The following is a 13,073-nucleotide window of genomic DNA, read 5'->3' as shown; positions in this document are numbered from 1 at the left end:
ACCGCGGCACCCGCCCTCACGGCCCGGCTCGCGGCAGGCGACTTCGACAAGGCGTCGCTCGCCGAAGGACTGCGGCGCGGGGCGGCAGCGCCGGCTGAACCGGCCGGTGCCGCCGCCCGCCGTGCGGTCCGGCACCGTTGTGGCGCCGGGTCCCGGCCCTGCTCGTGGGACGGCGAACCGTGTCCGGGAAGGCCCCGGTGAGGCGAGGGACCCGGTGACCCCGGGCCCTCGCCGCGGCCCGTCCCGTCAGCGCGCCACGCTCAGCGACAGCGCGAACCGTCCCTTCTCGTCCGTCCACCACCGGGCCGACTCCAGCCCGGCGGCGTCCAGTTCCTCCCGTACGCGCTCCTTGCGGAACTTCGCCGAGACCTCGGTGCGCAGGTCCTCGCCCGCGCCGAAGTCGACGGCGAGATTGAGCGCCGGGATCTTCACCGTCTGCCGGTCGCGCGAGCGCAGGCGCATCTCGATCCACTCGTGTTCGGCGTCCCACACGGCCACATGGTCGAAGGCGGCCGGATCGAAGTCGGCGCCCAGCTCCCGGTTGATGACGGTCAGGACGTTCTTGTTGAACGCGGCCGTCACCCCGGCCGCGTCGTCGTACGCCCGGACCAGCACCTTCTCGTCCTTGACCAGGTCCGTGCCGAGGAGCAGCGCGTCCCCGGGGGCGAGCATCGCCCGTACGGAGGCCAGGAAGGCGGTCCGCTCGGCGGGCAGCAGATTGCCGATCGTGCCGCCGAGGAACGCCACCAGACGCGGTCCCGGGGTGCCGGGCAGCGTCATGTGGTCGGTGAAGTCGTCGACCAGGGCGTGCACGTTCAGCCCCGGCCGCTCGGCGGCGAGTGCCCGGCCCGCCAGGGTCAGGGCGCTCTCGCTGACGTCGACGGGGACATACGTGTGCAGCCCGGTCAGGGCGTCGAGCAGATGACGGGTCTTCTCCGAGGAGCCGGAGCCCAGTTCGATGAGGGTACGGGCACCGGACGCCTCGGCGATCTCCCTGGAGCGGGCGAGCAGGATCTCGCGCTCGGCACGCGTCGGGTAGTACTCGGGCAGCCCGGTGATCTCCTCGAACAGCTCACTGCCCCGCGCGTCGTAGAACCACTTCGGCGGCAGCGTCCTGGGGTTGCCGGTCAGGCCCTGGAGGACATCGGCGCGCAGGGCGGAGTCGGTGGCGTCCTCGGGCAGGGTGCGGGTGAGACGGAACGGACTCACGTGCGGGGCTCCTTCGGTGGTTCCGGTGTGTGCGGTGCCGGTGCGGCGGTGCCCGCCAGGGCGTCGCCCGGCTCCTTGAGCGGGGTGAGCAGCACGTCCGTGCGGCTCGCGGCCAGCAGGGTGCGGTCGGGGACCTCGCGCCAGTGCGGATCGTCGTCGTACGGCTCGGAGGCCACGACGGTGCCGCCGCCCGGCCGGACGAGGTACCACAGCGTGTCGCCCCACGCGGTCGCGGTGATCGTGTCGCCCTGGGTGAGCACCAGGTTGAGCCGGGACGCGGGGGCCGCCGCGGCGACCTCCAGCACGGTGTCGGCCAGCGCCTGCCCCTCCTCGTCCCCGGCCCGCAGTCTGGCGAGCACCAGGGCCCACACGAACGCCGAGTCGCTGCGGGCCTCGAGCGACAGCACGTCCTCGGGCGGCAGGCTCGTCACGAGCGGCGCGAGCGTGCCCGGCCAGCCCCGCACGGCCCCGTTGTGGCTGAACAGCCAGGCTCCCGCGGCGAACGGCGCCGCCGCGGCCTCGCCGTCCGCCCCCGCCAGGGTCGCGTCCCGGACGGCCGCGAGCAGCGCCGGGGTGCGGACGACCCGGGCCAGATCGGCGAACGACGGATCTCCCCAGATCGGCCCCGCCCTGCGGTACCGGGCCGGCACCGGGTCCCCAGGCGCGTACCAGCCCACCCCGAAACCGTCGGCGTTGACGGTCCCGTAGCGCTGGTGCCGGGGCGCCCACGACTGGCGGTACAGCCCGTGCGGCGGGTCCACGAGGAGCCGGCCGAGCGACTCCTCGGGCCCCACGTAGGCGATGTGACGGCACATCAGAGGCTCTCCGAGCGGGCCGTGCGGAACCCGGAGAAGATCTGCCGCCGGACCGGATGGTCCCAGTTGCGGAACGTGCCCCGGCAGGCCACCGCGTCCACCGCGAACGAACCGCCGCGCAGCACCTTGTACCCGGTCCCGAAGAACACCTCCGAGTACTCCTTGTACGGGAACGCCCTGAACCCCGGGTAGGGCAGGAAGTCGCTGGACGTCCACTCCCACACGTCGCCGATCAACTGGCGCACCCCGAGCGGCGACTCGCCGTCCGGATAGCTTCCCGCGGGCGCGGGCCGCAGGTGGCGCTGGCCGAGGTTGGCGTGCTCCGGGCCGGGATCGGCGTCGCCCCAGGGATAGCGCGCCGAGCGGTCGCCGGCCGGGTCGTGCCGGGCGGCCTTCTCCCACTCGGCCTCGGTGGGCAGCCGGCGCCCGGCCCAGCGGGCGTACGCGTCCGCCTCGTACCAGCACACGTGCAGCACCGGCTCGTCGGGCGGCACGGCCTCGGTCGCGCCGAAGCGGCGCCGCAGCCACCGCCCGCCGTCCCGGCGCCAGAAGAGCGGGGCGGTGACGGAGTTGCGGCGGATGTGGGCCCAGCCCTCCGCGGTCCACCAGCGCGGCTCGTCGTAGCCGCCGTCCTCGATGAACGCCTGGTACGCCGCGTTCGTCACCGGTGTCGTGTCGATGTGGAACGGCGCCACCTCGCGCCGGTGCGCCGGACGTTCGTTGTCCAGCGCCCACGGCTCGTCCGAGGTACCCATGGTGAACGGGCCGCCCGGGACGAGCACTTCGGACGGGCCGGTGAACAAGGGCACCGGCTGCGGGTCCGGGGCCGTCAGGGCCTGCGGGCCGCTGCGCAGCTGATGGGTGATCAGCATCGTCTCGTCGTGCTGCTGTTCGTGCTGCGCGACCATCCCGAAGGCGAACCCCGCCTCGGTCAGCCGCTCGCCGTGGAACGCGGTGCCCTCGAGCACCTCCAGTGCCCGGCCGCGCACGTCCGAGGCGTAGCGGCGAGCCTCCTCGGGAGGCAGCAGCGGCAGCTTCGGCCGCTCGGCACGCGGGTGCTCGAAGGCGTCGTAGACGCTGTCGATCTCGGGCCGTATCGCCTCCTGCCCGCCGACGGCCCGCAGCAGCCACTGTTCCTCCTGGTTGCCTATGTGGGCGAGGTCCCACACCAGCGGCGACATCAGCGGCGAGTGCTGCGCGGTGAGATCGGGCCCGTCGACGCAGCTGGTCAGCAGGGTGGTCCGGTCGCGCGCGGTGATCAGCGAGGCGACCGCGCGCTCGCGCAGGGCTTCGGCGTCGAGGGCGGGGTCGGTCATGAGGAGGTGTCCTTCCCGTGCGGATGCGCTCCGCGCGCGTGCGTGCCGGGAGCGCCGGGAGCGCTGTGGGGGTGCGTGCCGGACGCGCCGGCGGGGCGGGTGCCCGGTGCGCCGTCGGCTCCGGCGCGCCGGGCGTCGAGCAGGTCGTCGGCCGGGCAGCGGCCGCGGGCGACATAGCGGTCCTGGTACGCCGCCACCGCGTCCACGACCTCGGTCGTGGCACCGAGTCCGGGCAGGGCCCGCAGCGCCGCCGAGAAGCAGAGGGCCGCCACCTCGCGCAGCTCCGGGTCGGCCAGGCCGCCACGGGCCGCGTCCCGCCACAGCGGGTTGTGCGGCGCGGGCATGCCATGGGTCCGTTCGGCCAGCGGCTTCACGGCGCGGTAGGCCGTCTCGGAGGCCTCCGGATCGTCGAACAGTGCCGTCGCCACGGCCAGCGGCACGATCCAGCCGTGGTCACCGGGCTGCGCGTCGATCATCCGCAGCTCCAGATGGCCGCGCGGCCTGACCGGTGGGAACAGCGTCGTGACGTGGTAGTCGAGGTCCTCCCGGGTGGGTGCCCTCGGCACACCGGACCTGGCCCACTCGCGGAAGGTCAGCCCGTCCGGCACGTCCCACGGCCCGCTGTCCTGCCGTATGCACATCACCGGCGCGTCCAGGACGTGCCGGGTCCAGGCGCCGCGCGGATCGGTGTCCAGCACGGGGCCGCCCGCGCGGCCGGTGCCGATCTGGGCCCAGCGCAGCTGCCGGGTGGACAGCCAGCCGGTGGGCCGGTGCCCGGCCAGCGGGGAGTTGGCGAACGCGGCCACCAGCACCGCGCCCAGCTGGTGCGCCAGCCACCAGCGCCGCACATGACCGAGGGTGCCGGGCTCCTCGTACCCGGCGTCCAGGCACACCTGCACGGAGGCCGAGGTGCACATCATGGCGCGGCCGGCGGGGCCGGTGCGGTCGAGACAGGCCTCCATGGCGTCGTAGCGCGGTTCGCGCAGGAACCGGCGCGGCGTGTGCCAGGGGTCGTGGCCGAGGCCGACGAGGCCGAGACCGTCTTCGCGGAGTACCGCGCGGACGGCGTCGAGGTCGGCGCGGACGGTGCCGACGCACTCCATGAGGGAGGCGGCGGGCTGCGAGCTGAGCTCCAGCTGGCCTCCGGGTTCGACGGTGAGCGCCGAGTTCAGGGGCACGGTCCGCAGAGCGACGTAAGCCGCTTCGAGTCGTTCGGATGTCACGGGGAGCTGCGGGGCCCGCAGCTCGTGGACCAGCCATTCCACCTCCACACCGAGGCGGCGCGGTGGTCCGGTCTTGAAGCAGATGCCCCGTACGAGGGCCTCCGCCTCGGCTTCGGTGACGGCGGGGCGTGGCTCGATACAGCCACTTGCCGAATCGGACATGTAGGAATCCTCCTGAGATACCACCATGTCGCCGACCCGGGGTCTTTTGCCGGGCAGGCATCAACTCGTCCAGCCAAAACCCTCACGACGTCCGGCACAAGGGCGCCTGGCGGGCGCTCCGGGCCGGTGATCTCTCCTCCCCGCCCGTTTCCGAGGGCTTTTCCCTCACTTCCCGGGCCTTCCGCGGGGGGAAAACTCCGTTGCGTCGTTTCCTCAGCATCGCTCACGATGCTTCCATGAGCACGACGGGGGAAAGATCGGGCGACCTGTCGGCGAAGACCACGGGGGCGATCGCGGGGCGCGCGGTCACGGCGCGTACGGGGGTCGCGGCGTGAGCGCGCGTCTGCGCGGCATCGCGCGGGAGACCGGACGCACCGCGACCCGTTCTACACCGATCGTGCGATCCACTCGCCCGCCGTGCCCGTCTTCCGCGATGATCGCGGCAGGCGTCCTCGACGCGCCGTTCCCCGTCGGCTTCCTCACCTCGGCCGCGCCGAACGCCGGCGTGATCCCGCGGACCGCACCGGAGCGCGCGACCGAGCTGCCCCGCGCCCTGGCGGTCAGGGCGGAGCGGGTGCTGGAGACCGCCGTCGCCCACGGCTACCGGCGGCTGGTGCTGGGCGCCTGGGGCTGCGGGATCTTCCGGAACGACCCCACACAGGTGGCGGCCGCGTTCCGGGCGCTGCTGGAGCCGGGCGGACGGTTCGCCGGAGCGTTCGAGCACGTGGTGTTCGGGATTCTGGACCGGACACGCGGAAGCGAGGTCCGCACGGCGTTCGAGCGGACCTTCGCAGACCTGGCGCCGGCCTCTTGAGGGACCAGGCAGCCGATCGGGTGAGGGTCAGTTCCAGCCGTACCGCTCGCGCAGCCGGTGACGCACCAGATTGAACCGCATCCGGTCCAGGGCGCACGCCTCGCGGCGCATGCCGTCCTCGTGCAGCCGCAGCACCCGGTCGACGGCGACCCACGAATCGCGGCCCGAGCGGTCCCACGGCCCGCTCCCGATCGGCACCCAGTCCCGGTCCCCGTTGCGCTGCTTGCTCGACAGCTGCACCGCGAGGAAGGTCCCGGCCGGCTCCCGCGCGACCACGAGTACCGGACGGTCCTTGCCCCGGCCGTCGTTCTCCTCGTAGGGCACCCAGGTCCAGACTATTTCCCCCGGGTCGGGGTCACCGTCGTGTTCGGGCGAGTATTCCGTGCGTACCCGGCCCACCTCGCCGGGTACGGCCTCCGTGGTGGCGGTGGGGCCGAGGCGGCCGGGGGCTTCATCAGTGCTGTACTCGGTCACAGGCCGTACCGTACGGGATGCCACCGGGACCGTGATCAACTGCCTTGCCGGGCAAGGGCGTCGTACGGTTCCCGGCGGACGGCGGACGGCGGACGGCGGACGGCGGTCGTGGCGCACCGGGCGCACGCGGTGGAAGGGCCGTGCGGTGGAAGGGTCACGCTGTGCCGTGCACGCGCGCACCCGCGAGTTCCCTGCCCGAGACCATCCCGGCCTCGATCCGTACGAACACCCCGTCCCGCATCGGCATCCAGGAATCGGGGCCGGTCCGCAGCAGCCGCTCGTGCTCGGCGGGATCGGTCACCACCGCGGCCCGGCCCGTGACCACCACGCTCCATCCGGCCCGGTGCTCGGCATGGAATTCGTCGGCCTCGAAGGCCACCACGACCCCGTCGATCGCACGCACCAGGTCGGAGTCCCGCGAGGTGCACAGCAGCACGGAGGAGTCGGTGTCCAGGGAGAAATTGACGGGCAGGACGGCGGGCAGCGCCTGCCGGGTGTACACGACGCGACCGACCGGCGCCTTGGCCAGCAGGCGCAGGCACTCCTGGCGCTCGAGTGCACGGAAACCATCGCTCTGGAACATCAGTCCATGGTCGGGGGCCGATCCCGGCGGGGCTAGGGCCGGACGGCCCTGATGAGCCACCGGCGCCCGGAGAACGGGTGTCGGTGCGTGAAAACGGCACGGGTGGGTACCCCGGGGGCCGGTGGGGTCCGGCAGGGACGGCCGGGCCCTGCCGTCGGATCCCGTTCGAGTGGGGGTGGCCAAGGGAGAACCGGTGGCATGGGCGATACCGCACTGATCGTCATCGACATGATCAACACCTACGACCACCCGGACGCCGAGCTGCTGATGCCGTCCGCGGAGTCGGTCGTACCGGTCGTCTCGGGCCTGCTGGACCGGGCGCGGCAGCGGGACGTCCCGGTGATCTACGTCAACGACAACTTCGGAGAGTGGCGGTCGCACCACGGCGAGCTGCTCGACAAGGCGCTCGCAGGGCCCCATGCGCACCTCGTCGAACCACTGCGGCCGACCGACTCCTCACTCTTCGTGGTCAAGGCCCGCCACTCGATCTTCTTCGAGACACCGCTGCACTACCTCCTCCACGAGCAGGGCCTCGACCGGCTCGTCCTGTGCGGCCAGGTGACGGAGCAGTGTGTGCTGTACTCCGCGCTGGACGCCCACATCCGCCACCTCGACGTGGTGGTCCCGCGTGACGCCGTCGCCCATATGCACGCCGACCTGGCGGATGCCGCCCTGCGGATGATGGAACGCAACATGAACGCACACGTGTGCGACAGCGGCGACCTGTGGGCGGAGTGACGGTGCCGGTCGTCTCGTCGACGCGGGGCCAGGACGCGCCGCCCCGCGCGACACTGGCCGTATGGCGCGTACCCCAGGTCCTCCCGCTGCTTCCTCTCCCTCCGCCCCGCAGCCCCTGCCCGCAGAGCTGCGCCCCTATCTGCGCGAGCTGCTCCGTCGCACCCGCACCGTCTGCGGCCCTCACCTGGTGAGCGTCCTCGCGGTCGGATCCGTCGCGCTGGGGGACTACCGGCACGGGCGCAGCGACGTCGACGTCACGGTCGTGGTGGACCCGGCACTGCCCGGCCGGGCGCTGCACGAGCTGGCCGACGCGCTCGCCCATCCCGCGCTGCCGTGTCCGGCGGCCGGTCTGGAACTGGTCGTCTACGGGGCCGACTTCACCGCTCGCCCGTCGGGGGAGGCCGGCTATCTGCTGGACCTCAACACCGGTGCGGCGCTGCCGGAGAAGGTGAGTCTCGACCCGGGGGAGTCCGCGCCCTTCTGGTACGTCATCGACCGCTCCATCGCCTTCCACGCGGGGCGTTCACTGTTCGGCAGGCCGACGCGGGCGGTGATCGCCGAACCGCAACGCGCCGCACTGCTCGTCGCGTTGCGTGCCTCCGTCCGCGAGCATGCCGACGGCGAAGACCATCTGGCGGACAACCGGGTACTCAACGGCTGCCGCTCCCTGATGTTCTGCCGCACGGGCCGGTGGTTCCCCAAGCGGCGGGCGGCGCGGGCGGTCGCCGTCGCCGAAACCGACTTCCGGGCCCTCGTCGAGGCAGCGGTGCACAGCTTCGAACGCCCGCGCGGGTCCGCGCTCACCCTGCCCTCCGCCGAGGTGCGTGGCTTCCTGGGCCGGGTGGCCGACCGTGTCGACGAGGCCGCGGAGGCGACCGCAACCACCGGGGAGGCCGAGGCGGCCGGGGAGACCACGACGACGGCGGAGTCCCCGAGGAACGCGGAACCCGGCACCGGGTCGGAGGAGCCCACGGGGGCGGGGCGTGGGCATCCCCGGCGACAGTGAACGGCCGCTCGGCGAACGGAGGCCTCCTCGCCGACCTGCCGCTCGGCGGCCACGGCGAAGGGGTCGGACCCGTGCTCCCCGCAGGACGGCCGGGACACACGGCCGGACACCTGGTTCTGACCGCTCGCGCCGACTGCTCGTAAGCGGAACCCACCCCTACAATTCTGGCGACGGATCGGGGGAACGACCGTGGAAACGATCATCGTCCAGTTGCCGGATCCCGTGCGGCCGCCGGAGAGCGGTACGCGTGCGGAGACCGGGACGCGCACAGGGGGAGGGGCGGGCAAGCCCGCGCTGCTGCACCTGGGGCCGGGCGACGTCGTCGACTTCGGGCGCGGGCCGGCCGTCGCCGGGGGAGCGTCCATCACGCTGGCCGATCCCGGAATCTCCCGTCGCGCCGGGCAGTTGGAGGCGGCGGGCGACTACTGGCGGCTGTCCAACTTCAGCCGCAGCGTGTCCTATGTGGTGGAGAACCTGGAGGGCGCCGGGGAGTACATCACCGTGGCTCCGGGCCGGCTCGGAGCGCCCGTGCCCTTCGAGTTCTCCCGTGTGGTGCTCCCCGCCCTCACCGGTACGGCAGCCTTCAAGGTGTTCGCCCCTCAGCACGCCTACCTCGGTGAGCGGTCCGCGCACGGCATCGGCGAACAGACCATCCATCCCTTCGCGTTGGACCCGACATCGAAGTACTTCCTCGTCCTCGTCGCCCTGTGCGAACCCTTGCTGCGGGACCCGTCGGACTCGGCACTGCCCGGCGTCGGGGAGATCGTGGAGCGGCTGCGCCCGCTCGAGTCCTGCCGTGATCTGACCCGCTTCGCGGTGAACTACCACATCGACTACCTGGCCTTCGCCAAGCTGCGCCTGGACCCGACGGCCACCGACGCGGTTGTCTACCATCGCCGTGCGGCATCGCGTGCCGGTCATCGGCTGGGTGAGGCATGGAGGCGCCGCGGATGCCCGTGGAGGCATTGAACCGTGTCAGTCGAGTTCAACCACACCATCGTTCTCACCCGTGACCGGGAGAAGTCCGCCCGTTTCCTCGCCCGGATCCTGGGGCTCGAGGCCGGCGAACCGGCCGGACTCTTCCTTCCCGTGACGACGGCCAACGGCGTCACCCTGGACTTCGCGACCATCGACGCCGACATCCCGGTACAGCACTACGCGTTCCTCGTCTCCGAGGACGAGTTCGCCCCCATCCTCGACCGGCTCGTGGAGGCCGGGATCCCCATTCAGGCCGATCCGCACGGCCGCCACCCGCGCCGCGTCAACCGCCACGACGGCGGCCACGGCGTGTACTTCACCGATCCGGCCGGACACGGTCTGGAAGTCATCACCCGCCCCTATGGAACCGACCCGGACTCCCCGCTCAACGGCGTCACCGAGGAAGTCCCCGGCGCGGTCTGATCCGTTTGAGCGACTGCCGGGGGCCGGACCGGCCCCCGGCAGTCGCTCCGAGGTCCGTTCAGACGACGGCGTCCGCACGCAGGGCCGCGATGTCGGCGGGGGAGTGGCCGAGGGCGCCGAGAATGGACTCGGTGTGCTCGCCGACGGCGGGCACCGGGTCCATGCGGGGCGGGAGGCCCGCGAGGTCGGCCGGGGGGAGCAGGGCCTCCACCGTCGCGCCGGGGACCGCCACCTCGCGCCAGCGGTCGCGGGCGGCGAGGACCGGATGGCCGAGGAAGGCGGCGACGTCGTTGACCCCCGCGCAGGCGATGCCGGCCGCCTCCAGGTCCTCGAGGAGCTCGTCGGCGTCGGAGCGGGCGAAGCGCTCGGCGATCACGGCATCGAGTTCCTCGCGGTGCGTCACGCGCGCGGAACCGGTCGCGAAGCGCGGATCGTCGGTCAGCTCGGGGCGGCCCAGGAACTCGGTGCACAGGGCCGTCCACTCGCGCTCGTTCTGGATGGAGAACAGCACCTCGCGGCCGTCCGCGGTCCGGTACGTGCCGTACGGGGCGATGGTGGCGTGCCGCGTGCCCAGGCGCGGGGGCTGGCTGCCGCCGTAACGGGTGTAGTAGGCGGGCTGGCCCATCCACTCGGCCAGGGCCTCGAACAGCGACACCTCCACGGGGTGGACGGTGCCGGCGGTCGCCCGGGTGTAGAGAGCGGTGAGGACCCCGCTGTACGCGTACATCCCGGCGGCGATGTCGGCCACCGAGACGCCGGTGCGGGCGGTCCCCTCCGGCGTTCCGGTCAGGGAGACCAGGCCCGTCTGGCACTGCACCAGCAGGTCGTAGGCCTTGCGGTCGGCCCAGGGGCCGCTCGTGCCGTAGCCGGAGACGGTGCACGGAATCAGTCGGGGGTGACGCCGGGCGAGGTCGTCGGTGCCCAGGCCGAGCCGGCCGGCCGCACCCGGTGCCAGGTTCTGCACGAACACATCGGCTCCGGCGAGGAGTCGGTGCAGGATCTCGCGTCCCCGCGGATCCTTGAGGTTCAGAGTGAGGGACTCCTTGGACCGGTTGAGCCACACGAAGTAGCTGGAGTGGCCGTGGACGGTCGTGTCGTAGCGGCGGGCGAAGTCGCCCTCGCCCGGCCGCTCCACCTTGATCACACGGGCTCCGAGGTCGGCGAGCTGCCGGGTGGCGTACGGCGCGGCCACGGCCTGCTCCAGGCTGACCACCGTGACCCCGGACAGGGGATGTCTCTGCACGTCCACGTCCTCCGCTCGCCTTCCGCTCGTTCTCCCGGACCGCCCCGGTCGCCTGCCGCCCCGTCCGCTCGATCAGTACAGCCGGTGCGAGCGGCCTGTCAACGGCCGCCCCCGGCCCGTTCGGCCCGCTCAGCCGCGTGTCCCGCACGCACGGGTGGGCGGAACCCCGGCGGGCGGCCTGCTACGGGTGACGACGCGCGCGCCGCGGCCGTCGACGGCACGGACCTGGAGCGAGCCGCACCCGCAACGGGTCCACACCGTGCTGCCCGCGGCGGTGCTGTGCCGCGACACCAGCTGGAACGGCTCGGCGTCGTCCGGCCATCCGCAGTACGGGCAGACGGCGCCGGCCGTGCCGGTGATTGCGTGCGCGCTGGTCATGGTGGCTCCTCGGCTCCTCGAAGTTCGGCTCCCGGTACGCCATGGCACGGGCGGCCGTCGTCACACGACCAGGGTGCGTCGCACCTTCCGTACACGTCCAGGTTGGCTTTATGGACCCCACCGTGAAGCGTGGACTACATGATTGACCTGCGTCGGCTGCACGTCCTCAGGGCGGTCGCCCACTACGGCACGGTCACCGCGGCGGCCCGCGCCCTGCACTTCACCCCGTCCGCCGCCTCCCAGCAGATCCGCCAGCTCGCCCGAGACCTGGGCGTCGACCTGCTGGAACCGCAGGGGCGCGGCGTACGGCTCTCCCCGGCCGCCGAGAGCCTGCTCGCGCACGCCGACGCCATCGAGACCCGCTGGGAACAGGCCGAACTGGATCTGCGGGCCGACCACGGCGCCCCCACCGGGCTGCTGCGGGTCACCGGCTTCCCGGTGGCGATCTCGGTCCTGCTGGCCCCCATGGCCGCCCGGCTGGGCGCCCGTCATCCCAGGCTGACGGTGCGGATCCTGGAGACGGAGGTGTCGAAGAGCTTCGACCTGCTCTTCGAGGGGGCCACCGATCTGGCGATCGTCGAGGCGACGCCGCTCAACCCGCCGCTGAGCGACGCACGCTTCGACCAACAGCCGCTGCTGGACGACCCGTTCGACCTCGTGGTCCCCGAAGGGCATCCGCTGGCCGGCCGCGAGCGGGCCGGCCTGGAGGAGGCGGCGCGCGAATCGTGGATCGCGCCGGTGCCGGAGAGCCCCTGCCGGCCCCATGTGATGTCGGCCTGCGGCGCCGCCGGATTCACCCCGGACGTCGTCCACCACGCCCTCGACTGGAACGTCACCGCCCATCTCGTCGCGCACGGGCTCGGCGTCGCCCTGATCCCGCGGCTGGCCCAGCTGACCCCGCACCTGCCGATCACCCGCGTACGCTGCACCGGCAACCCGCACCGCAAACTGCTGACCTGCACCCGAGGGGGCGGCCACGCCCGACCGGCGGTCGAGGCCGCGCTGCGGGAACTGCGGGAGCTGGCGCCGACGGCCGTCGCCTGAGAGCGGCACCCCTCGCGGGGGCCTCGCGCCCGCCGCGCCACCAGGTTCCCCGCCGCCGCTCGGGCGCCCCGCCGCCGGGTCCCGGCTACCGTCCGGGCGCTCCCGCGCGCAGCCCGTCCATGACGATGTCCAGCAGTCGGGTGGCCCTGGTCCGCCAGTCCCCGGTGGGGTCGAGCTGCCACAGGCCGCCGATCGCGAGAATCATGTCGTCCGAGGTCACCCCGGGACGGATGGTTCCGGCCTCCTCGCAGGCACGCAGCAGGAGTTCGGCCGCCTCGATCACGGGGTTGGGCCCCGGCTTCGCCGGGCTGCCCGGTGCGCCGGTCGCCTGCCTGATGGCGTCGGCCAGTCCGGCCTTGGTCATCGCGAACAGAGCGAGCCGGTCCATCCATTCACGCAGGGCGCGGTCGGGCTCCCGGGTCTCCAGCAGCCGCGCCGCGCTGTCGGCCACCTGGCGCATCTCGTGCCGGTAGATCTCCAGGACGAGGTCCTCCCGGCAGGGGAAGTTCCGGTAGAGCGTGCCCTGGCCGACGCCCGCCTTCTTGGCGATCACGCTCAGCGGAGTGTCGGCCGACCGGGTCAACTCGGCCAGCGCGACCTCCAGAATGCGCTCGCGGTTGCGCTGCGCGTCCGACCGCAGGGGCGCCTGGGTGCGCGGGGGCGTGTC

The 13,073-nt window shown here is 73.1% G+C and carries 14 protein-coding genes and 1 pseudogene; 6 read left to right on the top strand and 9 right to left on the bottom strand.

Annotated features, from left to right (window positions below):
* Positions 1–246 precede the first annotated feature (246 nt).
* The 4 genes from egtD to egtA are packed head-to-tail and all read right to left on the bottom strand — an operon-like array spanning position 247 to position 4,725.
* Positions 247–1,209, bottom strand: a complete 963-nt coding sequence (egtD, locus tag OHB56_RS05205; RefSeq protein WP_406351881.1) for an L-histidine N(alpha)-methyltransferase — start codon at positions 1,207–1,209, stop codon at positions 247–249.
* The gene (gene egtC / locus OHB56_RS05200) at positions 1,206–2,024 is read right to left on the bottom strand and encodes an ergothioneine biosynthesis protein EgtC (protein ID WP_406351879.1); all 819 of its coding nucleotides are present in this window, start codon (positions 2,022–2,024) and stop codon (positions 1,206–1,208) included. Before egtC ends, egtD begins: the two co-directional genes overlap by 4 nt.
* Positions 2,024–3,340: an ergothioneine biosynthesis protein EgtB gene (egtB, locus tag OHB56_RS05195; RefSeq protein ID WP_406351877.1), complete on the bottom strand. Its 1,317-nt coding sequence runs from the start codon at positions 3,338–3,340 to the stop codon at positions 2,024–2,026. The genes egtC and egtB overlap by 1 nt, the downstream gene beginning before the upstream one ends.
* Positions 3,337–4,725 (bottom strand): ergothioneine biosynthesis glutamate--cysteine ligase EgtA, encoded by a 1,389-nt coding sequence (gene egtA, locus OHB56_RS05190; RefSeq protein ID WP_326756314.1) that lies wholly within the window; start codon positions 4,723–4,725, stop codon positions 3,337–3,339. The genes egtB and egtA overlap by 4 nt, the downstream gene beginning before the upstream one ends.
* Before the next feature lie 366 nt (positions 4,726–5,091).
* On the opposite strand from egtA, the pseudogene OHB56_RS05185 reads away from it, so the two are divergent.
* Positions 5,092–5,539: pseudogene (locus OHB56_RS05185) on the top strand (TIGR02452 family protein); the annotation flags it as partial.
* 27 nt (positions 5,540–5,566) lie between these two features.
* Here the strand turns inward: OHB56_RS05185 and OHB56_RS05180 are convergent.
* Both OHB56_RS05180 and OHB56_RS05175 read right to left on the bottom strand, forming a co-directional pair.
* A complete protein-coding gene (locus OHB56_RS05180; RefSeq protein WP_326756315.1) occupies positions 5,567–6,013 on the bottom strand; it encodes a type II toxin-antitoxin system PemK/MazF family toxin in 447 nt (148 codons plus the stop codon).
* 154 nt (positions 6,014–6,167) lie between these two features.
* Entirely contained in the window at positions 6,168–6,596 is a 429-nt protein-coding gene (locus OHB56_RS05175) for a pyridoxamine 5'-phosphate oxidase family protein (RefSeq protein ID WP_055597609.1), read from the bottom strand.
* 198 nt (positions 6,597–6,794) lie between these two features.
* Here OHB56_RS05175 and OHB56_RS05170 point away from each other — a divergent pair, with 198 nt between their 5' ends.
* From OHB56_RS05170 to OHB56_RS05155, 4 genes are all read left to right on the top strand, one after another.
* The gene (locus OHB56_RS05170) at positions 6,795–7,334 is read left to right on the top strand and encodes an isochorismatase family cysteine hydrolase (RefSeq protein WP_406351875.1); all 540 of its coding nucleotides are present in this window, start codon (positions 6,795–6,797) and stop codon (positions 7,332–7,334) included.
* A gap of 61 nt (positions 7,335–7,395) precedes the next feature.
* Positions 7,396–8,340, top strand: a complete 945-nt coding sequence (locus OHB56_RS05165) for an aminoglycoside adenylyltransferase domain-containing protein (protein WP_406351873.1) — start codon at positions 7,396–7,398, stop codon at positions 8,338–8,340.
* A gap of 189 nt (positions 8,341–8,529) precedes the next feature.
* Positions 8,530–9,309 carry a serine/threonine protein kinase gene (locus OHB56_RS05160; protein ID WP_406351872.1) on the top strand — a complete coding sequence of 260 codons (780 nt, stop codon included), beginning with the start codon at positions 8,530–8,532 and terminating at the stop codon, positions 9,307–9,309.
* A 3-nt stretch (positions 9,310–9,312) separates the two neighbouring features.
* The gene (locus OHB56_RS05155) at positions 9,313–9,741 is read left to right on the top strand and encodes a VOC family protein (RefSeq protein ID WP_406351870.1); all 429 of its coding nucleotides are present in this window, start codon (positions 9,313–9,315) and stop codon (positions 9,739–9,741) included.
* Between the two features lie 58 nt (positions 9,742–9,799).
* Here OHB56_RS05155 and OHB56_RS05150 read toward each other — a convergent pair whose 3' ends face one another.
* Both OHB56_RS05150 and OHB56_RS05145 read right to left on the bottom strand, forming a co-directional pair.
* Positions 9,800–10,990, bottom strand: a complete 1,191-nt coding sequence (locus tag OHB56_RS05150; RefSeq protein WP_326756320.1) for a CaiB/BaiF CoA-transferase family protein — start codon at positions 10,988–10,990, stop codon at positions 9,800–9,802.
* A gap of 123 nt (positions 10,991–11,113) precedes the next feature.
* Complete coding sequence (locus OHB56_RS05145; RefSeq protein ID WP_406351868.1) at positions 11,114–11,362, bottom strand: hypothetical protein; 249 nt, start codon at positions 11,360–11,362, stop codon at positions 11,114–11,116.
* Positions 11,363–11,500: 138 nt separating this feature from the next.
* On the opposite strand from OHB56_RS05145, the gene OHB56_RS05140 reads away from it, so the two are divergent.
* Positions 11,501–12,406 carry a LysR family transcriptional regulator gene (locus OHB56_RS05140; protein ID WP_406351867.1) on the top strand — a complete coding sequence of 302 codons (906 nt, stop codon included), beginning with the start codon at positions 11,501–11,503 and terminating at the stop codon, positions 12,404–12,406.
* 85 nt (positions 12,407–12,491) lie between these two features.
* Here the strand turns inward: OHB56_RS05140 and OHB56_RS05135 are convergent, their stop codons facing one another.
* Positions 12,492–13,046, bottom strand: coding sequence for a TetR/AcrR family transcriptional regulator (locus OHB56_RS05135; protein ID WP_055597505.1), 555 nt, complete (start codon positions 13,044–13,046; stop codon positions 12,492–12,494).
* Positions 13,047–13,073 lie beyond the last annotated feature (27 nt).

It is taken from the genome of Streptomyces sp. NBC_01635 (assembly GCF_045209715.1).
GTDB classification, from domain to species: Bacteria; Actinomycetota; Actinomycetes; order Streptomycetales; family Streptomycetaceae; genus Streptomyces; species Streptomyces hirsutus.
This window is presented reverse-complemented; position numbering and strand designations above follow the sequence as displayed.